The organism is Streptomyces sp. NPDC002490, assembly GCF_040296045.1.
Lineage (GTDB): Bacteria > Actinomycetota > Actinomycetes > Streptomycetales > Streptomycetaceae > Streptomyces.
On the sequence record NZ_JBEOWM010000006.1, the window covers coordinates 1 to 22,992 of the forward strand.

16 protein-coding genes and 1 CRISPR repeat array (1 of these 17 only partly in view) are annotated in these 22,992 nt (G+C 72.6%); of the genes, 11 read left to right on the plus strand and 5 right to left on the minus strand.

What is annotated here, in order from left to right; translation table 11 throughout:
• Positions 1-372 (minus strand): IclR family transcriptional regulator (locus ABT092_RS05335; RefSeq protein WP_351240010.1); only part of this gene is annotated, 372 nt, incomplete at its 3' end.
• A complete protein-coding gene (locus ABT092_RS05340) occupies positions 369-1,499 on the minus strand; it encodes a sugar kinase (RefSeq protein ID WP_451363289.1) in 1,131 nt (376 codons plus the stop codon). The genes ABT092_RS05340 and ABT092_RS05335, both read right to left, overlap by 4 nt.
• 215 nt (positions 1,500-1,714) lie before the next feature.
• Here ABT092_RS05340 and ABT092_RS05345 point away from each other — a divergent pair, with 215 nt between their 5' ends.
• The 5 genes from ABT092_RS05345 to ABT092_RS05365 all read left to right on the plus strand — a co-directional run bounded on the left by ABT092_RS05345 (position 1,715) and on the right by ABT092_RS05365 (position 8,804).
• Positions 1,715-3,022 carry an alanine racemase gene (locus ABT092_RS05345; RefSeq protein ID WP_351240012.1) on the plus strand — a complete coding sequence of 436 codons (1,308 nt, stop codon included), beginning with the start codon at positions 1,715-1,717 and terminating at the stop codon, positions 3,020-3,022.
• A gap of 77 nt (positions 3,023-3,099) precedes the next feature.
• Positions 3,100-4,728 (plus strand): N-acyl-D-amino-acid deacylase family protein, encoded by a 1,629-nt coding sequence (locus ABT092_RS05350; protein ID WP_351240014.1) that lies wholly within the window; start codon positions 3,100-3,102, stop codon positions 4,726-4,728.
• Positions 4,729-4,804: 76 nt separating this feature from the next.
• The gene (locus ABT092_RS05355; protein WP_351240016.1) at positions 4,805-5,212 is read left to right on the plus strand and encodes a YfbO family protein; all 408 of its coding nucleotides are present in this window, start codon (positions 4,805-4,807) and stop codon (positions 5,210-5,212) included.
• Positions 5,213-5,397: 185 nt separating this feature from the next.
• A complete protein-coding gene (locus ABT092_RS05360) occupies positions 5,398-7,929 on the plus strand; it encodes a TerD family protein (RefSeq protein WP_351240319.1) in 2,532 nt (843 codons plus the stop codon).
• Positions 7,930-8,108: 179 nt separating this feature from the next.
• Positions 8,109-8,804, plus strand: a complete 696-nt coding sequence (locus ABT092_RS05365; protein WP_351240018.1) for an HNH endonuclease — start codon at positions 8,109-8,111, stop codon at positions 8,802-8,804.
• A gap of 236 nt (positions 8,805-9,040) precedes the next feature.
• Here the strand turns inward: ABT092_RS05365 and ABT092_RS05370 are convergent, their stop codons facing one another.
• The gene (locus tag ABT092_RS05370) at positions 9,041-9,820 is read right to left on the minus strand and encodes a S1 family peptidase (RefSeq protein ID WP_351240020.1); all 780 of its coding nucleotides are present in this window, start codon (positions 9,818-9,820) and stop codon (positions 9,041-9,043) included.
• A gap of 476 nt (positions 9,821-10,296) precedes the next feature.
• Between ABT092_RS05370 and ABT092_RS05375 the strand changes: the two genes are divergently transcribed.
• Positions 10,297-10,551 (plus strand): hypothetical protein, encoded by a 255-nt coding sequence (locus tag ABT092_RS05375; protein WP_351240022.1) that lies wholly within the window; start codon positions 10,297-10,299, stop codon positions 10,549-10,551.
• A 20-nt stretch (positions 10,552-10,571) separates the two neighbouring features.
• On the opposite strand, the gene ABT092_RS05380 is transcribed toward ABT092_RS05375, so the two are convergent.
• Complete coding sequence (locus ABT092_RS05380; RefSeq protein WP_351240024.1) at positions 10,572-11,237, minus strand: alpha-ketoglutarate-dependent dioxygenase AlkB; 666 nt, start codon at positions 11,235-11,237, stop codon at positions 10,572-10,574.
• A 125-nt stretch (positions 11,238-11,362) separates the two neighbouring features.
• Between ABT092_RS05380 and ABT092_RS05385 the strand changes: the two genes are divergently transcribed.
• The 4 genes from ABT092_RS05385 (at position 11,363) to ABT092_RS05400 (ending at position 18,700) form a co-directional block, all read left to right on the plus strand.
• A complete protein-coding gene (locus tag ABT092_RS05385) occupies positions 11,363-12,574 on the plus strand; it encodes a pyridoxal phosphate-dependent aminotransferase (RefSeq protein ID WP_351240026.1) in 1,212 nt (403 codons plus the stop codon).
• Positions 12,575-12,688: 114 nt separating this feature from the next.
• Positions 12,689-17,179, plus strand: a complete 4,491-nt coding sequence (locus ABT092_RS05390) for a SpaA isopeptide-forming pilin-related protein (RefSeq protein ID WP_351240028.1) — start codon at positions 12,689-12,691, stop codon at positions 17,177-17,179.
• A 143-nt stretch (positions 17,180-17,322) separates the two neighbouring features.
• On the plus strand, positions 17,323-18,084 hold the full coding sequence (locus ABT092_RS05395; protein ID WP_351240030.1) for a L,D-transpeptidase: 762 nt from the start codon (positions 17,323-17,325) through the stop codon (positions 18,082-18,084).
• Between the two features lie 106 nt (positions 18,085-18,190).
• Complete coding sequence (locus ABT092_RS05400; protein WP_351240032.1) at positions 18,191-18,700, plus strand: SCO4983 family protein; 510 nt, start codon at positions 18,191-18,193, stop codon at positions 18,698-18,700.
• A 151-nt stretch (positions 18,701-18,851) separates the two neighbouring features.
• On the opposite strand, the gene ABT092_RS05405 is transcribed toward ABT092_RS05400, so the two are convergent.
• Positions 18,852-20,702, minus strand: coding sequence for a phosphoenolpyruvate carboxykinase (GTP) (locus ABT092_RS05405; protein WP_351240034.1), 1,851 nt, complete (start codon positions 20,700-20,702; stop codon positions 18,852-18,854).
• A 420-nt stretch (positions 20,703-21,122) separates the two neighbouring features.
• On the opposite strand from ABT092_RS05405, the gene trhA reads away from it, so the two are divergent.
• The gene (gene trhA / locus ABT092_RS05410) at positions 21,123-21,905 is read left to right on the plus strand and encodes a PAQR family membrane homeostasis protein TrhA (RefSeq protein WP_351240036.1); all 783 of its coding nucleotides are present in this window, start codon (positions 21,123-21,125) and stop codon (positions 21,903-21,905) included.
• 213 nt (positions 21,906-22,118) lie between these two features.
• Positions 22,119-22,992: a CRISPR direct-repeat array (repeat unit 26 nt; unit sequence GTTTCCAACCCTCCAGGGCTGATGAG); it runs 205 nt beyond the window's last position.

A 22,992-nucleotide genomic window follows, 5' to 3' on the forward strand; every position in this document is an offset into this window, starting at 1 on the left:
GCCGATCCGCGAGTACATCCGGACCGGGTAGCGGCTCTCGACCTTGTCGATGTAGAGCACCTCGTTCTCCTCGTAGACGGCGAGGTGGACGGTGTGGCCGACCTTCTCGTTGAGGGCGACGAGGTGCGGGTGGGCGATCTCGCGGACGTCGAGGTTCTCCACGGCCTCCTGCGCGAGGGCGAAGAGCCGGGCGCCGAGCCGGTAGCGCTGGTCGGACTGTCGGTAGACCAGTCCGTGTTCGTGCAGGGTGCGCAGCAGCCGCAGGGCGGTGGACTTGTGGACGCCGAGCCGGTCGGCGACCTTGCCCAGGTCGGCGGGGCCTTCGGCGAGCAGCGGCAGGATGGACAGCGCGCGGTCGACGGTCTGGCTCATCGGGTGGGTACCTCCTCCTCGGCCCGGGGGCCGACGTCGGTCCAGCCGGGGCCAAGGCGCAGTCTCCCCCACGCGGCGTCGTCGAGGGCGGCCAGGTGGTCGGCGTGCGCGCGGGTCGGGGGGACGGCGAGGTCACCGGGGACGGTGAGGGCGGCGGCGGCCATGAGGTGGCCGTGGCGCAGCCGGTCGCGGACGGGCAGTCCGCGCAGGGTGGCGGAGAGGAACCCGGCGGCGAAGGCGTCGCCGGCGCCGACCGGGGCCACCACGTCGACCTTCAGGGCGGGCACGAAGGTGCGGGTGCCGTCCGCGGCGAGCGCCTCGGCGCCGTGGGCGCCCTGCTTGACCACGACGAGGTCGGGTCCGGGCAGGGCCGCCCGGACGGCTTCGGGGCCGCCGGTGACGCCCCAGGCGACGGCGGCCTCGTCGGCGCCCACGAAGACGAGGTCGCAGGCGCGGGCCAGGGAGAGCAGCACCCGTCCGGCGCGGGCGTGGTCGCGCCACAGGTTGACCCGGTAGTTGACGTCGAAGGAGAGCAGGGGGCGGTCCGGGCGGGGCGCGGTGAGCTCTTCGAGCAGGGCCAGGCAGTCCGCGGAGAGGGCGGCGGTGATCCCGGAGAGGTGGAGCACCCGGCCGGCGAGCAGGGCGGACACGTCCATGGTGGCGGGGGACATGGCGGAGGCGGCGGAGCCGGCGCGGTAGTAGACGACCTCGGCGAGCGGGGTGCCGTCGGCGCCGGGGCCTTCGCCCTTGCGCACGGCGCGTTCGCCGGCGGTGCGGAAGTAGATGCCGGTGGGCCGGTGCTCGTCGCGGCGGACGCCGCTGGTGTCGACGCCGTGGTCGCCGATGGCGCGGACCAGGTGGGTGCCGAAGCCGTCCTCGCCGACCCGGCTGAGCCAGCGGACGCGGTGGCCGGCGCGGGCGAGGGAGCAGGCGACGTTGGACTCGGCGCCGCCGATGCCGCGGGCGAAGGAGGGGACGTCTTCGAGGGGGCCGGGCGCGGAGGGCAGGAAGGTGACCATGGACTCCCCGAGGGTGACGGCGTCCGGTCGGCCGCCGTGCGGCGCGCCGGTGTGCTCCCGGGAGGCGTCGGGGGCGGGGGCGGGCGGGGCGGCTCCGGGGGCGGTCACGGCGGTGGGGCTCCTCACTGGTCCGTCGGCGCGGGTCGGCCGACCGGAGACCGGTCGGGGGCGGGGAGATCGGCCGGCGGGCTCCGTTGACCCGGCGTTCGGTGGGATGTTAGACAGCTACGTGCGACATACGCAATGAGCGTTGCAAATGTCGCAACACGCACACTGGTGAACCGCACCAGAAGGCTCCACCGCCCCGACCCCGGGAGGCTCCCATGGCCGCCGCCGTCAACGACGACGCACGGACCGCGACCCCGCAGCCCGCCGCGGCCCTCGTGGCCCTCGCCGAGGAGCGCGTGGACCACCGCTTCAAGGGCCTTCCCCCGGACGCCCAGGGGCTCACCGTCGGCGAGCTGGCGAACCAGCGGCGCAACCTGTTCACCGGCGGCTTCACCACCCCCGTGCTCACGCTCTCCGCCGAGCGGCTGGAGCACAACCTGGCGCTCATGGAGTCCTACACCGCCCGGCACGGCCTCGCCTTCGCGCCGCACGGCAAGACCTCCATGGCCCCCCAGCTCTTCGCCCGGCAGATCGAGCGCGGCGCCTGGGGCGTCACCCTGGCCCTCCCCCACCAGGTCCGGGTGGCCCGCGCCTTCGGCGTGCAGCGGATCTTCCTCGCCAACGAGCTCGTCGACCCGGCCGCCCTGCGCTGGATCGCCGCCGAACTGGCCGCCGACCCGGACTTCACCTTCCTCTGCTACGTCGACTCGCCGCGCGGCGTCGAGCTGATGGACCGCGCCCTGACCGGCTCGCCGCGCCGGCTCGACGTCGTCGTGGAACTGGGTGCGGGCGCGGGCGCGCGCACCGGCGCCCGCACCGAAGCCGAGTGCGCCGCCCTCGCCGACGCCGTCGCCGCCACCGACACCCTCCGCCTCGTCGGGGTCGCCGGCTACGAGGGCGAGGTGCCGGACGCCGACCCCGAGCGGGTGCGGGCCTGGCTGCGCCGCCTCACCGCGCTCGCCGTCGCCTTCGACGCGGACGGCCGCTTCGCGGACCTCCCCGAGATCGTCGTCAGCGCCGGCGGCAGCGCCTGGTTCGACGCCGTCGCCGAGGTCTTCGCCGAACTGCCCGCGCTCTGCGCGCCGGCGCTCAAACTGCTGCGCTCCGGCGCGTACGTCTCGCACGACGAGGGCCACTACGAGCACGTCACCCCCTTCAACCGGGTCCCCGAGGAGGGCGCCCTGCACCCCGCGCTGCGCCTGTGGTCCCAGGTGGTCTCCCGTCCCTCCCCCGAGCAGGCGTTCGTCAACGCCGGCAAGCGGGACGCCGCCCACGACCTGGACCTCCCGGTGCCCCGCACCGTCCACCGCGACGGCGCCGAGCACCCCGCGACCGGGGTCACCCTCACCGCCCTGTCCGACCAGCACGGCTGGCTCGTCACCACCCCGGACGCCGACCTGGAGGTCGGCGACTGGCTCTCCCTCGCGCTCTCCCACCCGTGCACCGCCTTCGACAAGTGGCAGCTCATCCCCGTCGTCGAGGCGAACGGCACCGTCACCGACTTCATCCGCACCCACTTCTGACCCCGCTCCCGCGCCGGGGGCGCACCGCCCCCGCGCCCGGTGGGCCGGAGCACTCCGGAAGGACCGGAAGGAACCGCATGGACCTGGTGATCAAGAACGCCCGCGTGGCCGACGGAACCGGCGCCCCCGCCTACCCGGCCCACCTCGCCCTGCGCGGGGGCCGCATCGCGGAGATCCACCGCGGCGGGCCGCCACCGACCACCACCGGGCGCACCCTGGACGCCCACGGCCTCACCCTCGCCCCCGGCTTCATCGACATGCACGCCCACACCGACCTCGCCCTGCTGCGCGACCCCGCGCACACCGCGAAGGTCGCCCAGGGCGTCACCCTGGAGGTCATCGGCCAGGACGGCATCTCCTACGCCCCGGTCGACGACACCACCCTGGCCCAGATCCGCCGGACCGTCGCCGGCTGGAACGGCGACGGCTCCGACATCGACTTCGACTGGCGCAGCGTCGGGGAGTACCTGGACCGGCTCGACCGCGCCCACACCGACCCGTACGGCAACCGCGGCATCGCCCTGAACGCCGCCTACCTGCTCCCCCAGGGCACCCTGCGGATGCTGGCGCTGGGCTGGCAGGACCGCGAGCCCACCGCCGACGAGCTCGACCTGATGCGCCGGGAGACCGCGAAGGCCATGCGGGAGGGCGCGGTGGGCATGTCCTCCGGCCTCACCTACACCCCCGGCATGTACGCGAAGGACGCCGAACTCACCGCACTGTGCCGGGTGGTCGCCGAACACGGCGGCTTCTACTGCCCCCACCACCGCAGTTACGGGGCGGGCGCGCTGGAGGCGTACGCGGAGATGGTGGCGCTCGCCCGGGAGGCCGACTGCCCGCTGCACCTGGCGCACGCCACCATGAACTTCGGCGTCAACAAGGGCCGTGCGGACGACCTGTTGGCCCTCCTGGACGAGGCGCTGGACGCGGGCGCCGACATCACCCTCGACACCTACCCCTACACCCCCGGCTCCACCACCCTCGCGGCCGTGCTGCCCAGTTGGGCCAGCGAGGGCGGCCCCGGACAGACCCTGGCCCGGCTGCGCGAGGACGCCACCGCCGAACGCATCCGCCACCACCTGGAGGAGCTCGGCTCGGACGGCTGCCACGGCGTGCCCGTCGAGTGGGAGACCATCGAGATCTCCGGCGTCACCCACCGGTCCAACAGCCACCACGTGGGCCGCACCGTCCTGGAGACCGCCCGGGCCACCGGCCGCACCCCCTGGGAGACCGCCCGCAGACTGTTGCTGGACGACGAGCTCGGGGCCACGATCCTGCAACACGTGGGCCACGAGGAGAACGTCCAGACGATCATGCGCCACCGGGTGCACACCGGCGGCTCCGACGGCATCCTCCAGGGCGCCAAGCCCCACCCCCGCGCCTACGGGACCTTCCCCGAGTACCTCGGCAAGTACGTGCGCGAACTGGGCGTGCTGTCCCTGGAGGAGTGCGTCGCCCACCTCACCGCCCGCCCCGCCGCCCGGCTGCGCCTCGCCGACCGCGGGCTGGTCCGCGAGGGCTACCGGGCGGACCTCGTCCTCTTCGACGCGGACACCGTTGCCGCCGGGTCCACCTACGCGGAGCCCCGCACCCCTCCCGTGGGCATCCCGCACGTCCTCATCGGCGGCGAGTTCGTGATGCACCACGGCGCGCGCACCGACGTCATCGCCGGACGCACCGTCAGGGGTCCCGCTCACCGACCGTGAACGGATCGGCAACAGATCGCCAAGTGACCATCGACCCCTCCCCAAGAGGGCACCGCACGTGCAACCATCCCGTCCCATGATCACCGCGAGCGAAGTCATGAGACGCACGGGCGAGACCGGTCCGATGCCGCTGCTGACGCTGGACGAGTTCTTCGAGGGCAACACCGACGAAGAGTGCATCGGCCCCAACCAGTGGGGCTACGGCCGCCCGCCGATCGCCGAACTCGCGGCCCGCCTGCGGGAGATCGACCAGCGCGAGGACGTCGTCTGGGTCCGCGTCCAGCTCCACCCCGAAACGGTGGAGGCCCCGGACGCGTCCCTGACGGCGGAGGGCATAGCCGTGTGCACGTACGCCGAGGAGGAGGTCTGCACCCAGTGGGTGCTGGGCTTCGAGGCGGACGTGTTCCTCGGTCTCGCCGACTCCTACTCCGAGGTCCCCAAGGTCCCGGACGGCACCGCCATCTGGTCGGTCGTCTGGGACTGACCCGCACCACCTGCCGGGCCCTCCCCCACCCCCCAGGGGCCCGGCCTCGACAGCCTTCTGCCACCCGCGCACGCGCCCCGCTCGCACGCCGGCGCCCCGGCGCTCCCCACGGCCGCCGGAAGGCGGCATCCTGGGAGGCGATCGTGAACGAAGACGCGTGAGGGACGGGTGAACCTGTGGGGGACATGGTCAAGGGCGGCAACACCTTCGTGCCGTCGGTACCGTTGCGGATCGCCGTACGGCACGGGCTGGACGCGAGCGCACTGCTGCTGGACGACGGGGGAAGCGTCCGGGGGGACGGGGACATCGTGTTCCACGGCCAGCCGGCACACCCCTCCGGAGCGGTCCGACTGACCGACGGGGACGAGGGGACCGAGTGGCTGGAGGTGGACCTGCCGGGGCTGGAGCCGGGGGTCGCCCGGGTGCTGGTGATCGGCTCGACCGAGGTCGGGAGCCTGCGGGACGTCCGGGAGCCGTCGGTGGAGGCGTTCGCGCCGGACGGCACCTCCGTGGTGCGGTACGAGGTGGCCCACCCGGCGGGCGAAACCGCCCTGGTCTTCGCCGAGTTGTACCGCAGGGCGGGCGGCTGGAAGTTCCGCGCGGTGGGCCAGGGGTACCTCGACGGCCTCGCCGGCCTGGCCCGGGACCACGGCGTGGACGTCGCCGAGGAGGACGCCCCGCCGGCGTCGCGGGACCCGCGGCCGACGCCCGCCGCGGACGTTGCGACCCCGACCGCGCACGCCCCCGCCCCCGCCCCCGCCCCCTGGACGTTCGGCCCGGACTTCGAGCCGTACGAGCAGTCGGGCCGGGACAACGGGGTCGTCACGGCACCGGTCCCGGCCGGCCCGGTGATCGTGGAGCTCTCCGTCGAGGGCGAGGGCTACACCTGCCTGGACGTGCTCGACGCGCGCAACGGCAACGGGGACAACCTCGTCAACAGCACCCAGCCCGACTACCGCGGACGACTGCTCGCGGTGGCGCCCGGGACCCGCCCGCTCCGGCTGCGACTGGAGGCCGAGGGGCGCTGGCAGGTGCGGGTGCTGCCGCTGACCCACGCCCGTCGCCTCGGGGAACCCCTGGAGGGGTACGGCCCCGAGGTGCTGCTGCACACGGCCGGCACCGCCGACCTGACCGTGCACTACTCCGGCGGCGAGAACCTGATCCTCAACACCTTCGAGGTGGCCGGGCGCACCGGACTCCCCGAGGACGAGAACCTGTTGAACGAGATCGGCCGCCGCACCGAGACCGTCCCGCTGCCACCGGGCCCGCTGCTGGTCCAGTTGGAGATGGCGGACGGCCACTGGAGCATGGCCCTGGCACCCGTCGACGGCGCCCCGCCCCCCGCACCGCTCCCGGTGCCGGCCCCCGTCGACACGGCTCCCCCGGTCCGCAAGGTGGCCGAACCGCCCGCCGCACCGGTGGGCGCGGCACCGCTCGGAGGCGGTGAACCGGCTACTGCGGACTGGGACTTCGGCCCGGTCTTCACCCCGTACGAGGAGACCGGACACGACGGCGGCGTGGTCACCGCGGAGGGCGTCCCACCCGGCCCGGTGATCGTGGAGTTCGCCGTGGAGGGAAGGGGGTACACGGGGCTGTTCGTCCTCGACCGCCGCAACAACGAACGCGACATCCTGGTCAACAGCACCCATCCGAACTTCCGCGGCCGGTTGCTGGCCGAGGTCCCCGAGGACGGCCCGCTCCGCCTCAAGGTGCGTGCCGAGGGCGGTTGGCGGATGCGGGTGCTCCCGCTGGCGCACGGCCTGCGGCTCGGCGAACCGCTCCGCGGCGACGGCCCCGAGGTGCTGCTGCACACGGCCGGCACCGCCGACCTGACCGTGCACTACAAGGGCGACAGCAACCTCATCGCCGACCTGTACCAGGTGGGCGGCCACCAGGACCTCCCCACCAACCGGAACGTCCTCAACGAGATCGGCAAGCGCAAGGAGACCCTCCCGCTGCCCGAGGGGCCCGTCATCGTCCAGTTCTCCATGGCGGAGGGCCCCTGGACAATGGAACTGAAGCGGGTCGCCCCGCGCACCGCACCGGTGGCCGGGACGGCAGTGGCGCGGACCCGGCACGGCGCACCCGCCCCGGGGACGCCCGGGGCGGCGGCCGGCTGGTCCTTCGGCCCCTCCTTCCCGGTGTTCGAGAGGCGCGGCGTGGGCAAGCAGGTCGTCACCGCCCGGAACGTCCCGGCCGGTCCGGTGCTGGTGGAGTTCACCCACGACGGCAGTGGATACACCCGGGCCTGCACCCTCAGCAGGTGGAACCGCGAGGAGCAGCGCCTCTTCAGCGAAGCCATCCCGCAGGCGCGGATCAGCGCTCCCGCCGTGTCGCCCCGGCACCGGCCCCTGCGCGTCCGGGTGGAGGCGGACAGCACGTGGACCCTGCGCGTCCTGCCGCTGTCCGCCGCCCGGACGCTGGGCGCCGAGACCCTCTGCGGGGAGGCTCCGGAGACCTTCCTCTACACCGGCCCCGCCGCCGACCTGCACGTCGACGTCAAGGCCCGGCAGGGTGCCTACACCCAGTTGGTCTGCTACGAGGTCGAGGGGGCCGTGGAACTCCCCGAGTACCGGTTGCTGATCAGCGAGGGCGGCCGGCTCAGCACGGTCGTCCCGCTGCCCCCCGGTCCGCTGCTGCTCGGTCTGGGCTCCGTCGACGGCCCGTGGAAGATGACCGCCCACCCGTCCTCCCGTCCCCTGGCGAAGGAGGACTGAGGCCGGGGCACCGCCTGCGGGCTTCCGTACCCGCCGCCGCCGGGGCTCGGGTTGACCGTGCGCCGGCGCTCACGCTCCGGCGCACGGAAACGCCCCCGGGCGGGGTGTCAGCCGCCCATCCGAGTGGGCCGTCCCCAACAGCCCCCGCCGTGCCACCGGCGCACGCTACCCAGGGGAGCATGACGACGCGCATTCCCCGCTCCCGACGACGGCGCCTGCGCCGCGCCGCCCTGCTCCCGCTGGCCCCGCTGGTGGTCGCCGCGGTGATGGCGCCGGCGCCACCCGCGCACGCCGCAGTCGTGATGCAACTGGAGGACGCCCTTTCCACGCTCCCCACCGCCGAGGAGGACCGCACGGGCTACCTGCCGGAGGCGTTCCCGCACTGGAACGCGGGCACGGACCCGGCGGACGACTGCGACACCCGTCGGGAGGTGCTGATCGCGGAAGCGGTGGAGGCCCCCGTGGTGGGCCCCGGCTGCACGATCCACGGCGGCACCTGGACCTCGTACTACGACGACCAGACGGTGAGCGGCACCGGATCGCTCACCGTGGACCACCTCGTCCCGTTGGCCGAGGCGTGGGGCTCGGGCGCCGCCTCCTGGACCGCGGCCCGCCGCGAGGCGTACGCCAACGACCGGGGCGCCCCCGCCACCCTGGCCGTGGCGACCACGCGCACGGTGCAGGAGAAGGCCGAGCAGGACGTGGCGGACTGGCTGCCGTTGGAGGGCGAGGACTACTGCCGCTACGTCGGCGAGTGGGTCGCCACCAAGCACCGCTGGTCGCTGAGCGTGGACGAGGACGAGTTGGAGACGCTGAAGCTGTTCGCGGACAACGCCTGCGAGGAGACCGTGGTGATCTACGCCCCGGCGGAGTGAGCCGGTGCCAGGAGCGCGGACCGGCGCCGCCCGGCACCAGCGGCTCAGCCGACCGCGGACGCTCCCGTCCGCCGGAAGGCCGAACAGAACGTCCGGGTCCGCCGCGGCGCCCGCGGTCCCCGTCGCGCCCTCGCACCCGACCGACCGTGAAGCGGGTGTCATGCGACCACGCCGGAGCCCTGCCCCGACGGGTGCTCGGATCTTCGGCGTGGTCGTCCATCACCGCGGCATGCAACCTACGGGGAATTTTGTATCGTCTCGATTATCCACGTCCGCAGGACTCCCTGCCCCACTTCACTGTAGTTTCCGCTTGCGCAGTTCGCCCCCTTGGTCACACCCACCTGGAACAGTTGACTGTTTATGGAGACCATGAGCGGGCCGCCACTGTCTCCTCCGCACGGGCCCGCGCTTACTGGAATGCTCCGCCATCCACCCCTGTCGATCTCTGTGGGCTTTATCGAAACTCCTTTGAATTGCAGGCGATTCGGCCATTGCGTGCCAGCAGGGTTGCTCGTACCCCATCCGGCAATTACGCCGTCGTCATACTGAGTGAAGGGGCCACCGGAGTAACCGTCCCATCGAAAGCTCTGTGCACTCGAAGCCAGTTGTACCGGCTGGACCCCGTAGACGGGGAACTCCAGCTTCAGTAGAGCCACATCGTTGTGTGCGCCCTGATAGCCGGGATACGAGTGGAGCGCCACGGCCCGGAACACCTGGCCGCCCGTCCTGGTATCGGTGCCAACGCGTACGGTCATCTCGCGCGGATCGGTTACCCCACCGACGCAGTGCGCAGCGGTGAGCACCCACTGCTGCGCGATCAGGCTGCCCGTACAGAAACCACCCAAGACATGGGAGACTTGGGCGACGTACCCCATCGAGTTGTCGGTGACGTCGTTGCCGCCCGAAATGGGGTATGCGGACTGCGGGTGGACGATCGTCGTAACCGCTGCGAGGAGACCACCGGCGACCAGCGTTCTGAATTTTTTGCTTTTTCCTGACTGCCCGCACAATGACATGGCGTCACCTCTTTTGACGTGCTCCCCAGCAATTATTGTCCCGTACGCTGCGCTCCGCGACTGGACCGGTAGTGGCTTCGGCGCCCGCCGGGGCGGGGCTTCGGCGTTCCGCAGGACGCCCGCTTCATGGCCGGCTGAGTGCGCGGGGGCGACGGGGGAGCGGGCGTTGCGGCTGACCCGGCTTGCGCATGCGGAACGTCCGCAGGAGAGGGCCGCAACTCGCGAGTGCCGCATGGCGCGGGCCGCACCCCGAGAAGACCACCGACACCCGTTCGACCCGTCCCTCCGAGGGGTGGACCATCCGGGCATATCCCTCGACCAGGGCGGCCCTGCGTGACCCCGGGGCCCTCCGGGCGGATGTGCCGGGTACACCGGCCCCGGCGTCCTCGACGGAGCGGGCCGGAACGGGGCGACCGGCTCCGTCGACGAGTCGACGAGGCCACCGGTGCGACGAGAGATGGGCAGGCGAGCACACCATGAGCGAAGCCGGCGGCAGCCGCACGCACCGCGGCGGTGCCCGCGCCAGGGTCCGGTGGGCGCTGACCGCGCTGGGGGCGACGGCGCTGGCGACGGCGGTGCCCTCGGGCGCGGCGGTGGCGGACGAGACGCACACCGACTCGCACAACGGCCACCGGATCACGGTGATCTCCATCGGGCAGATCGACGACCCGATGGAGGACGTGCTGGAGCACGCCTCGATCCTCGGCGGCGACACCTCCACGGTGGGCTGACCCCCGCCTCGGCGGCCCCGTCAGCGCACCCCGCGGGGACGGAACTGGATGCTGATCCGGGGGCCGACGGGCCGGGCGGTCTTGGGCACGGCGTGCTCCCAGGTGCGCTGGCAGGAACCGCCCATGACGATCAGGTCCCCGTGGCCGAGGGCGTGGCGGACGGTGGTGGGACCGCCGCCGCGGGGACGGAGCAGCAGGTCGCGCGGGGCGCCCACGGAGACGATGGCGACCATGGTGTCCTGGTGCGCCCCGCGGCCGAGGCGGTCGCCGTGCCAGGCGACGCTGTCCCGGCCGTCGCGGTAGTAGCAGAGGCCGGCGGTGACGAAGGGTTCACCGAGTTCGGGCCCGTAGCGGGCGTTCAGTGCGGCCCGGGCGGCGTCCAGCGCGGGGTGGGGCAGGGGGCGGCCGGTGCCGTAATGGCAGAGCAGCCGGGGCACGTCCACGGTCCGCTCGTACATCGCGCGCCGTTCCGCGCGCCAGGGCACGTCCCGCGCGAGCCGGTCGAACAGTTCGTCCGCCCCGCGCAGCCAGCCCGGGAGGACGTCCACCCAGGCCCCGGCGGCGAGCGCGGTGCGCCGCACTCCGGCCAGCGGGCCGGTGGACACCGTCACGGGACCGGTGCCAGGGTCGGGCGGCTGGTCGAAGAGGGAGCCCTGGAGCGGGGGCGGCACGGGGGCGGGGGTCATGCGTCCACCCTAGAACAAGAATCGAACAAACAATCGACGAAGGGGGAGGGAAGTCCTCCCACCACCACCCCCACGTGCCGCAAAACACAGCCCTGCCGCCGCACCGGCGCCGTAGGGTGGCCCGCATGCAGGTGATTCAGTCGACCAAGCTGGCCAACGTCTGTTACGAGATCCGGGGACCGGTTCTCGAAGAGGCCATGCGCCTGGAGGCGGCCGGCCACCGCATCCTCAAGCTGAACACCGGCAACCCGGCGGCCTTCGGCTTCGACTGCCCCCCGGAGATCCTGGAGGACATCCTCCGCAACCTCGGCGACGCCCACGGCTACGGCGACGCCAAGGGGCTGCTCGCGGCCCGTCGCGCGGTCGTCATGCACAACCAGACCCTGGGCATCGAGACGGACGTCGAGCACGTCTTCGTCGGCAACGGCGTCTCCGAGCTGATCGTGATGGCGATGCAGGGCCTGCTGAACGACGGCGACGAGGTCCTGGTGCCCGCGCCGGACTACCCGCTCTGGACGGCCGCCGTGGCGCTCTCCGGCGGCACCGCCGTGCACTACCGGTGCGACGAGCAGTCCGACTGGATGCCGGACCTCGCCGACATCGAACGGAAGGTCACCGACCGCACCAAGGCGATCGTGATCATCAACCCGAACAACCCGACCGGCGCCGTCTACGGGGAAGAGGTGCTGCGGGGGCTCACCGACATCGCCCGCCGCCACCAGCTGATGGTCTGCTCGGACGAGATCTACGACAAGATCCTCTACGACGGCGCCACCCACATCCCGACCGCCGCCGTCGCCCCCGACCTGCTGACGCTGACCTTCAACGGCATGTCCAAGGCGTACCGGGTCGCCGGGTACCGGGTCGGTTGGATGGCGGTCTCCGGGCCCCGCGCGCACGCCGACTCGTACCTGGAGGGACTGACCGTCCTCGCCAACATGCGGCTGTGCGCCAACATGCCCGGCCAGCACGGGGTGGCCGCCGCGCTCAGCGGTCGACAGACCATCACCGACCTGGTGCTGCCCGGCGGCCGGCTCAAGGAGCAGCGGGACACCGCCTACGAACTCCTCACCCGCATCCCCGGGGTGACCTGCGTGAAGCCCAAGGGAGCGCTGTACCTGTTCCCCCGGCTGGACCCGAAGGTCTACAAGATCAAGGACGACCGGCAGATGGTCCTCGACCTGCTGCGGAGCGAGAAGATCATGGTGGTGCAGGGCACCGGGTTCAACTGGCCCGAGCCCGACCACTTCCGGGTGGTCACCCTGCCCACGGCCGCCCAGCTCACGGACGCGGTGACCCGCATCGGCTCCTTCCTGGACGGCTACGGCCAGCACTGACGGCCCGGGGCCGGGTACGGCCCCTGCAAGCGGGTGATCCGTCGTACCGCGATTGGCCCCGGTGGGAGTGTCGGCGTGCCTCGCCGTCCACGCGCGCGTGCGACAACGGCACCCATGAGACCACTCCTTCCCAGGTCACCGGGGCGCGCCGGGCAACGGCCGCGCCCCGGGGCCACCCGGGCCGGGCGCCGCAGACGCGCCTGGAGCCTGGCCGCCGCCTATGTCATGGCCGCCGCCTCCGCCCCGCTGATCGCCCTCGGCACCGCCGCCTCGCCGGCCGTGGCCGCCCCCCTGCCGGGGGGCCTCGGCCCCTGTGTGCCGGGCAGCTGTCCCGACCCGTTCCCCCCGATCAGCAACGGCCCGATCGCGGGCCGCGACAACGCCATCAACATCTTCGCGGGCGGTGACTTCCGGGTCCGCGACCGGGCCGCCGAGGCGGAGGGCCGGGTGGTGGTCCTCGGGGACTTCAGCCAGGACAAGGCCACCGGCTTCAGCTCGATCTACAACATCGGCATCGTGGGCGTGGGCTCCCGGGTCCCGCCGCCGGACGGCGCCGACTTCCTCACCACGGGCGGCGACGTCACCGTGGCCCCCGGGGAGTCGCTGCTCGCCGACGGCGGCGTGGTCCGCCACGCGGGCACCGCGACCGGCACCATCACCGGCACGGTGGTCCAGGACCCGAACGCCGCGGCCCCCTACGTCGGGCTGCGCGACGAGCTGACCACGGCGAGCCAGTGCTACGCGCGGGACGCGCAGGGCACCCGGCCGGCGACCGGTACGGCGGTGAACCAGGGCGGTCAGACCGTCTTCACCGGTGACAACACCTCCGCGCTCCAGATCTTCAACGTCGACTTCAACATGACGACGACGAGCGGCGGCCAACAGGGCATCGTCTTCCAGAACATTCCGGCGGGCGCGACCGTGCTGGTCAACGTGCTGGGCGCGAACCGCACCATCAGCACCTACAGCGGCAGCCCGTTCGACACCGACCCGTTGAACCAGCTCCGTTCACGGCTGCTGTGGAACTTCCCGGACGCCACCACGGTGAACCTGGCCGGCACCGGCCAGTTCCAGGGCAGTGTGCTGGTGGGGAACCAGGCGTCGGAGACCACGGTCACCCTGCCGGGCACGAACGGTCGGTTCTTCAGCACGGGTTCCATCACCCACACCAGCCCCGCGGGTGGCGGCGGCGGGCAGGAGTTCCACGCCTACCCGTTCAACGCGACCAACCTCCCCGACTGTTCGGTGGCGCCCACCCAGGGCCCGGTGCAGGTCGTGAAGAAGGACGCGGAGACGCAGGCCAACCTGGCCGGCGCCGAGTTCGAGCTGTGGCAGGAGACCAACGGCCAGACCGGCCTGCAGACCACCGGCGCCGACCCGGACACCCAGGTCGGCGCCACCTGCGTCACCGACGCCAACGGCGCGTGCACCCGCACCGTCGACCTGGGCACCTACTACTGGCGCGAGGTCCAGGCCCCGCCCGGGTACGACCTGCCGGACGACCCGGTCTTCGGGCCGCTGAACCTGACCTCGGCGGACCTGCCGGACGGGGTGAGCATCACCGCCCTGGACAACCGGATCCCGGTGACGGGCGCGGTCACCGTGCTCAAGCGGGACTCGGTGACGCAGGCCCCGCTGGCCGGCGCGGTGTTCCAGCTCTGGGAGGAGACCAACGGCATCCCCGGTCTCCAGACCACCGGCGCCGACCCCGACACCCAGATCGGCCCGTCCTGCACCACCGGGGCGAACGGCGAGTGCACCCGCACCGTCGAGACCGGCACCTACTACTGGCGGGAGAACCAGGCGCCGCCCGGGTACGACCTGCCGGCCAACCCGGTGTTCGGCCCGCTGGTCCTCACCGACCAGAACGCACCGACGGGCGTGACCGTCACCGCGGACAACACCGCGACGGCGCCGGTCACCGGCGACGTCACCGTGGTCAAGCAGGACGTGGAGACCGGTGACCCGCTGGCGGGCGCGGTGTTCCAGCTCTGGGAGGAGACCAACGGCGCGCCGGGGCTCCAGACCACCGGGGCCAACCCGGACACCCAGATCGGCGCCGACTGCACCACCGGTGCTGACGGCGAGTGCACCCGCACCGTCGAGGAGGGCACCTACTACTGGCGCGAGACCCAGGCCCCGCCCGGGTACGAACTGCCCGCCAACCCGGTCTTCGGCCCGCTGGTCCTCACCGACGAGAACGCGGGCACGGGCGTCACCGTCACCGCGAACAACAACCCGACCGCCCCCGTCACGGGCGCGGTGACCGTCCTCAAGCAGGACTCCGCCACCCAGGCCCCGCTGGCCGGCGCGGTGTTCCAGCTCTGGATGGAGACCAACGGCATCCCCGGCCTCCAGACCACCGGCGCCAACACGGACACCCAGGTGGGCGCCAACTGCACCACCCCGGCGAACGGACAGTGTTCGCGGACGGTGGAGCTCGGCACGTACTACTGGCGCGAGACCGCTCCCCCGCCCGGCTACGACCTGCCGGCCAACCCGGTCTTCGGGCCGCTGGTGCTGACCGCGGCGAACGCGGGCACGGGCGTCAGCGTCACCGCGAACAACATCGAGACGGTCCCGGTCACCGGTGACGTCACCGTGGTCAAGCGGGACTCGCAGACCGGCGACCCGCTGGCCGGCGCGGTGTTCCAGCTCTGGCAGGAGACCAACGGCGCGCCGGGGCTCCAGACCGGTGGCACCACCCCCGACACCCAGGTGGGCGCCGCCTGCACCACCCCGGCGAACGGAGCCTGCACCCGCACCGTCGAGGAGGGCACCTACTACTGGTACGAGACCCAGGCCCCGCCCGGGTACGAGCTCCCGTCCAACCCGGTCTTCGGCCCGCTGACCCTGACCGACGAGAACGCCTCCACCGGCGTCACGGTCAACGCCAGCAACAGCCAGACGGAGCCGGTCACCGGCGCGGTCACGGTGGTCAAGCAGGACGCGGAGACCGGGGCGAACCTCGCCGGTGCCGTGTTCCAGCTCTGGGAGGAGACCAACGGCGTCCCCGGCCTCCAGACCACCGGCGCCACCCCGGACACCCTGATCGGCAGCCCCTGCACCACGGGGGCCAACGGGCAGTGCACCCGGACCGTCGAGATCGGCACGTACTACTGGCGCGAGACCCAGGCGCCTCCCGGCTACGAGCTCCCCGCCAACCCGGTCTTCGGGCCGCTCACCCTCACCGAGGCCAACGCCGAGCAGGGCGTCAGCATCGATGCGGAGAACACCGAGACGGCCCCGGTCACCGGCGCGGTCACGGTCGTCAAGAAGGACGCGGAGACCGGGGCGAACCTCGCCGGTGCCGTGTTCCAGCTCTGGGAGGAGACCAACGGCCAGCTCGGTCTCCAGACCACCGGCGCGGTGCCGGACACCCAGGTGGGCGCCGACTGCACCACCGGGGCGAACGGCGCGTGCACCCGGGTCGAGGAGCTCGGCACGTACTACTGGCGCGAGACCCAGGCGCCTCCCGGCTACGACCTCCCCGCCAACCCGGTCTTCGGGCCGCTGCACCTGACCGAGGACAACGCCGAGCAGGGCGTCACCGTCACCGCGAACAACACCGAGACGGCGCCGGTCACCGGTGACGTCACGGTGGTGAAGAAGGACGCGAGCAGCGGGGCGAACCTGGCCGGAGCGGTGTTCCAGCTCTGGGAGGAGACCAACGGCATCCCCGGCCTCCAGACCACCGGGGCCGACCCCGACACCCAGGTCGGCGCCGCCTGCACCACCCCGGCGAACGGCGCGTGCACCCGCACCGTCGAAGAGGGCACCTACTACTGGTACGAGACCCAGGCCCCGCCCGGGTACGAACTGCCCGCCAACCCGGTCTTCGGCCCGCTCGTCATCACCGCGGAGAACGCCCCGCGGGGTGTGACGGTCACCGCGAACAACACCCGCACGCCCGTCACCGGTGAGGTGTCGGTCGTGAAGGTGGACGAGGAGACCGGCGACCCGCTCACCGGCGCGGTGTTCCAGCTCTGGGAGGAGACCAACGGCATCCCCGGCCTCCAGACCACCGGCGCCGACCCCGACACCCAGGTCGGCGGCACCTGCACCACCCCGGCGAACGGCGAGTGCACCCGCACCGTCGAGGTGGGCACGTACTACTGGCGCGAGACGCAGGCCCCGGACGGGTACGAGCTGCCGGCGAACCCGGTGTTCGGCCCGCTGGTCCTCACCGAGGAGAACGCGGCCGAGGGCGTCGGCGTCGAGGCGGGGAACACCCGGACCCCGGCCGAGGAGAGCGTCATCGAGGTCGTGAAGACGGACAAGAAGAACGGTCGCCCGCTCGCCGGGGCCGTCTTCGAGCTGTGGACCGAGTCCAACGGCGTGCCCGGCCTCCAGACCAGCGCCTCCGGCTCCACCCCCGCGGACACCCGCGAGGGCACCGGTTGCTCCACGGACGCCGCCGGGCTCTGCGTCTTCGACGAACTGCCGCTCGGCACGTACTACGTGCGCGAGACGGCGGTGCCCGAGGGCTACGTCCTGCCGGACAACCCCGTCCGGGGCCCGATCGAGATCACCGAGGAGAACGCCGGTGAGACCGTGACGGTCAACGTCGCCAACAAGCGCGAGGAGCCGGGCAAGGGCAAGTGACGCCCACCCGCTGAACCGCCGACCGGCGAAGGCCGGGGACCGCCACCGCGGTCCCCGGCCTCACCGTTTCGGCCCCTCTCCCGGGGCGGCCGGCGGGGGCGGCTGGTAGCTGTGGTGGGACCCGAGCGGACGGAGGCACCGCCATGACCCCTGCTGACGACGGCACGGCGACCGCGCCGCCCGGGGGCGGACCCGCGGGGCGTTCCCGGTACCGGGGCGGTGCGCTGTTCGTGCTCGCCGCGACCGTGCTGGGGGCCGCGGCGGGCCTCGCCGCCGCTCCGCGGGCCGCCGCCGGGCCCGTGGTGGTCGACGAGGAGTGCACCGCGTCCACCGGCCCCTACCAGCGGCCGATGGAGGAGTACCTGGGGCGGCCGGTGGACGGGGCGCAGTCGCCGGAGGACTGCGCGGCGATCCGCGGCTTCCAGGAGGCCCAGGCCGTCGACCCCGCGGACGGCTACGCCAATCTGCTCACCTACCGGGTGATGACCGCGGTCCGGGCCCGGGCCGACCCCAACGCGGACCGGCTGTGCCCGGCCCGCTCGTACCCGGTGACCTGCGTGGACCTGGACCGGCAGCTGCTGTGGGTGCAGCGCGACCAGGACGTGGTCTTCGACCCGGTGCCGATCCGCAGCGGGCGGGACGGCGAGGAGACCCGCACCGGCTGGCACGCGATCTACTGGCGCAGCAAGGACCACGTGTCGACCCTGTACGACACCCCCATGCCGTACGCGCAGTTCTTCGACGGGGGGCAGGCCCTGCACGGCCGGCTGGACAGCCTGTTCGACGGGGGCGGGTCGGCGGGGTGCGTGAACCTCCGGCTGGGGGACGCGGAGGTGCTGTGGGAGCTGCTGGACGTCGACGACGCGGTGTACGTCTGGGGGGTCAAGCCGGGGACGGCCGACTGAGTGCGGACGGCCGTCCCGCCGGAAGGGGCTGAATACGGGACTCCGCTTAGTTTTAGACTCAATCCAAGCTAGGATGGGTTCGTCACAGCACAGGAAGGCCCGTTCCATGTACGAACCGATCCGCACCAAGTCGGTCCACACGGTGGCCGACCAGGGTGACTACCCGCACCGCTCGCGCGAGGAGGAGCTGGACATCCAGCTCGCCGGACACCTCTCCGCCCTGCTCGCCGTCACCGACGAGCTGCGGGCCCTCACCCCCACCCCCGACCTCGCCCGTGCCGCCGACCGGATCGCCGGCCAGATCGCCCGGCTCCGGGGTGCCGCCCCGGTCCGCGGGGTCCCCGAGCCCGCGGTGCCCGGCCCCGGCCGGGCCCGTTCGCTCGGACTGCACCACCGTGCGCACGCCCTCGCGGGCCGCGCCCTGGTGGTGGCCGCCTCCCGCGCGGACACCACGGTCGCGATCCTCGCCGCCGAACGGATGGACGTGCACGCCGCCCCCGAGGACACCGCCCCGCCGGCCCTCGCGGCGCGGCGCGTCGCCCACCACGCACCCGAGGACACCGGGTACCGGGCGCGGCGCGGCGAGCGCCGCCGGAAGCTGGCCGCGGCCCGCTGACCGCGCACGAGGACGAGCCCCCGGAGGACCGTTGTGACCTCCGGGGGCTCGTCGGGTCTCCGCACGGGCCCGGGAGGGGGCCGGCGCGGAGGGGCCCGGCCGGTCAGGGGAAGGACCGGTGGGCCGTGGCACCGCGGGTGCCGCAGCGGCCTCAGCCGAGGCGGCGCACCAGGGAGCGGTACTCGTCCCACAGCTCCGTGGGGGTGTGGTCGCCGAAGGTGTTGAGGTGCTCGGGGACCAGGGCGGCCTCCTCGCGCCACACCTCCTTGTCGACCGTCAGCAGGAAGTCGAGGTCGGCGTCGGAGAGGTCCAACCCCTCGGTGTCCAGGGAGCCCTTCGCCGGGAGCACGCCGATCGGGCTCGCCACGCCCTCGGCGGTGCCGTCGAGGCGCTCCACGATCCACTTGAGGACCCGGCTGTTCTCGCCGAAGCCCGGCCACACGAACCGGCCGCCGTCGTCCTTGCGGAACCAGTTGACGTAGTAGATCCGCGGCAGCTTGGCCGGGTCCTTGTCCTTGGCCACGTTCACCCAGTGGGCCATGTAGTCGCCCATGTTGTAGCCGCAGAACGGCAGCATCGCGAACGGGTCGCGGCGCAGCTCGCCCACCTTGCCCTCGGCGGCGGCGGTCTTCTCGGAGGCCACGTTGGCGCCCAGGAACACGCCGTGGTTCCAGTCGAAGGACTCGGTCACCAGCGGGACGGCGCTGGCGCGGCGACCGCCGAAGAGGATCGCCGAGATCGGCACGCCCTTCGGGTCCTCCCACTCGGGGGCGATGGTCGGGCACTGCGCGGCGGGCACGGTGAACCGGGCGTTGGGGTGCGCGGCCGGGGCGGCGGACTCCGGGGTCCAGTCGTTGCCCTTCCAGTCGGTCAGGTGGGCGGGGGCGTCCTCGGTCATGCCCTCCCACCACACGTCGCCGTCGTCGGTGAGCGCGACGTTGGTGAAGACGGAGTTGCCCCAGAGCGTCTTCATGGCGTTGGCGTTGGTGTGCTCGCCGGTGCCGGGGGCCACGCCGAAGAAGCCGGCCTCCGGGTTGATGGCGTACAGCCGGCCGTCCTCGCCGAAGCGCATCCAGGCGATGTCGTCGCCGATGGTCTCGACGGTCCAGCCCTTGACGGTGGGCTCCAGCATCGCCAGGTTGGTCTTGCCGCAGGCCGAGGGGAAGGCGGCGGCGACGTACCGGGCCGCACCGCTGGGCGGGGTCAGCTTGAGGATCAGCATGTGCTCGGCGAGCCAGCCCTCGTCGCGGGCCATCACCGAGGCGATGCGCAGGGCGTAGCACTTCTTGCCGAGCAGGGCGTTGCCGCCGTAGCCGGAGCCGTAGGACCAGATCTCGCGGTCCTCGGGGAAGTGGGAGATGTACTTGGTGGCGTTGCACGGCCACGGCACGTCCGCCTCGCCCTCGGCGAGCGGGGCGCCCAGGGTGTGCACGGCCTTCACGAAGAAGCCGTCCGAGCCCAGCTCGTCCAGGACCGCCTTGCCCATCCGGGTCATGGTGCGCATGGCGACGGCGACGTAGGCGGAGTCGGTGATCTCCACGCCGAGCGCGGAGAGCGGCGAGCCGAGCGGGCCCATGCAGAACGGGACGACGTACATGGTCCGGCCGCGCATCGCACCGCGGAAGATGCCGCCCCGGCCGTCGACGCCCCGGAACACCTCGCGCATCTCGGCGGGCGCCCGCCAGTGGTTGGTGGGGCCGGCGTCCTCCTCCTTCTCGGAGCAGATGAAGGTGCGGTCCTCGACGCGGGCCACGTCGGTGGGGTCGGAGGCTGCGTAGTAGGAGTTCGGGCGCTTGACCGGGTCGAGCCTGCGGAAGGTGCCCTTGGCGACGAGTTCCTCGGCCAGCCGCTCGTACTCGGCCTCCGATCCGTCGCACCAGACCACGCGGTCCGGCTGGGTCAGCTCGGCGATCTCGTTCACCCAGGCGATGAGCCCCTGGTGGGTGGTGGGCGGGGTGAGGGTGTCGCCGGTGGTGCCGGGAGCCGCGTTATCGCGCGCCACGATTTGCTCCTAAATGAGGGTTTGACGTTGTTCCGCCCCTTGGGGGCTGCGACCCGGATGCTTCACGGCAGGGTCCACCCCCCGCCTCGGCGCTCATCCGGTGCCGACCGCACTCATTTGATCATCCGCCGCGAATGCGCAGATGTCCAGAGGGGCTCACAAGTGAGCGGCGTGAGCCTCACCACGACACGCCTCCGGCGCAGCACACCGGCGCACGGAACGTCACGCGCCCCTCACCCCCCACCCGTAACCGTTCGGCGCGCGCCGGGGAGGCCCCCCTCACCCGGCTCCGCCGTCCGGTCCACCGCGACACCGACCGTCCGGGTGCCGGGCACCCACCATCCGAGTGCCGCCGGACCGAGGAACTGGACAGTCGAGGGCGGCTGCTGCACCTACGGAAGCGTAGGTACGATGCCGAACATGACTGCGCCCGTGCCCGCACTCCCGGATTCACCCGGTCCCCAGGACGTCCGAGACCCGGGAGCGGAGGGCGCGCCACCGGCCCTCGCGGTCCCCCACCAAGCCGACACCACGACCCTCGAACAGGTGCGCGAGCCCACCGTCGCCGAAGTGAAGCCGAAACTGCGCGGCTGGCTCCACGCGGGCATGTTCCCGGCCGTCCTGGTCTCCGGACTGTTCCTCACCGCGCTCGCCGACTCCACCCGGGGCCGCATCGCCTGCGGCATCTACGTCCTCACCGCCTGCCTGCTGTTCGGCGTCAGCGCCCTCTACCACCGGGGGAACTGGGGCCCCCGCGCGAGCGGAGTGCTGCGCCGCCTCGACCACGCCAACATCTTCCTGATCATCGCCGGCACCTACACCCCCCTGACCCTGCTCCTGCTGCCCGACGCCACGGGGCAGTGGCTGCTGTGGAGCGTGTGGGCCGCCGCGGCGGCCGGCATCGTCTTCCGGGTCTTCTGGGTCGGCGCCCCCCGCTGGCTCTACACCCCGTGCTACATCGCCATGGGCTGGGCCGCCGTCTTCTTCCTCCCCGACTTCCTGCGCACCGGCGGCATCGCCGTCCTCGTCCTGGTGATCGTCGGCGGCCTCCTCTACAGCGCCGGCGGGGTCGTCTACGGCATCAAGCGCCCCAACCCGTCCCCCCGCTGGTTCGGCTTCCACGAGGTGTTCCACTCCTTCACCCTGGCCGCCTTCGTCGTCCACTACGTGGGCATCTCGCTGGTCGCCTACCAGCACGGCTGAGGGCGGGGGGCGGGGCGGGGGCGGGCCTGGCCTCCTCCCCCGGATGGCCGGGCCTCACTCCGGCTGTGCTCCGTCCGCACCTCGTGGCCCACAGCGCGCCACGGGTGGCCGCCGGTTCCGGCCGGCGGCCGTTTTGCGCTGGGGCGGGGCTTCGCGGTCTCCAGGGCTGATGAGGACGGCAGGAGCCGGCACCGGCAAGTCGACCGTGATCCTGTTTCCAACCCTCCAGGGCTGATGAGGACGCGGGGACTCCAGAAGGAGATCAACCACGCCGCCGCGTTTCCAACCCTCCAGGGCTGATGAGGACTCCTTCACTGGGGGCACGCGTGGACCCCGGAGACGTTTCCAACCCTCCAGGGCTGATGAGGACCGTGCACCGAGTGCGGCACCAGCACCCCCCGCTGACCAGTTTCCAACCCTCCAGGGCTGATGAGGACACCAAGGTGCTGGCCGACCGCAACGACGCCTCGGACAAGTTTCCAACCCTCCAGGGCTGATGAGGACCTGGAGATCCGCGACGTGCCCGGGTTCCACGCGATGTTTCCAACCCTCCAGGGCTGATGAGGACCGCGCGGCCCGCCTCCACCTCCTCGCCTGGCTCGCCGTTTCCAACCCTCCAGGGCTGATGAGGACCGCCGCTGGCACCTCCCCGCCGGCCGGCATCTCGCCACGTTTCCAACCCTCCAGGGCTGATGAGGACCCACGGTGATGGCCCCCCTCCCCAGCACCGCCCCGGGTTTCCAACCCTCCAGGGCTGATGAGGACCCTGGGCGAGCTGTACGACAAGGTCCGCGCCTTCACGTTTCCAACCCTCCAGGGCTGATGAGACCCCACGTTCGGCGACCGGTTCGTGAAGTCCCAGGCGTACGCGTTTCCAACCCTCCAGGGCTGATGAGACCCGACCCAGGGGGCCATGAGCTTGTCGTCCGAGACGCAGGCGTTTCCAACCCTCCAGGGCTGATGAGACCCTCGTCAGCAGGCTCGACATCACGCTGTTGAGTGCGGGTTTCCAACCCTCCAGGGCTGATGAGACCCCCGGTCATCATCGTGATAGCTGCGGCGCCAAATCGTTTCCAACCCTCCAGGG

Coding starts and splice junctions, on each gene's coding strand:
- ABT092_RS05345 (WP_351240012.1), top strand. CDS start 1,715: ATGGCCGCCGCCGTCAACGACGACGCACGGACCGCGACCCCGCAGCCC.
- ABT092_RS05370 (WP_351240020.1), bottom strand. CDS start 9,820: ATGTCATTGTGCGGGCAGTCAGGAAAAAGCAAAAAATTCAGAACGCTG.
- ABT092_RS05375 (WP_351240022.1), top strand. CDS start 10,297: ATGAGCGAAGCCGGCGGCAGCCGCACGCACCGCGGCGGTGCCCGCGCC.
- ABT092_RS05385 (WP_351240026.1), top strand. CDS start 11,363: ATGCAGGTGATTCAGTCGACCAAGCTGGCCAACGTCTGTTACGAGATC.
- ABT092_RS05395 (WP_351240030.1), top strand. CDS start 17,323: ATGACCCCTGCTGACGACGGCACGGCGACCGCGCCGCCCGGGGGCGGA.
- ABT092_RS05355 (WP_351240016.1), top strand. CDS start 4,805: ATGATCACCGCGAGCGAAGTCATGAGACGCACGGGCGAGACCGGTCCG.
- ABT092_RS05400 (WP_351240032.1), top strand. CDS start 18,191: ATGTACGAACCGATCCGCACCAAGTCGGTCCACACGGTGGCCGACCAG.
- ABT092_RS05360 (WP_351240319.1), top strand. CDS start 5,398: ATGGTCAAGGGCGGCAACACCTTCGTGCCGTCGGTACCGTTGCGGATC.
- ABT092_RS05380 (WP_351240024.1), bottom strand. CDS start 11,237: ATGACCCCCGCCCCCGTGCCGCCCCCGCTCCAGGGCTCCCTCTTCGAC.
- ABT092_RS05365 (WP_351240018.1), top strand. CDS start 8,109: ATGACGACGCGCATTCCCCGCTCCCGACGACGGCGCCTGCGCCGCGCC.
- ABT092_RS05350 (WP_351240014.1), top strand. CDS start 3,100: ATGGACCTGGTGATCAAGAACGCCCGCGTGGCCGACGGAACCGGCGCC.
- ABT092_RS05390 (WP_351240028.1), top strand. CDS start 12,689: ATGAGACCACTCCTTCCCAGGTCACCGGGGCGCGCCGGGCAACGGCCG.
- trhA (WP_351240036.1), top strand. CDS start 21,123: ATGACTGCGCCCGTGCCCGCACTCCCGGATTCACCCGGTCCCCAGGAC.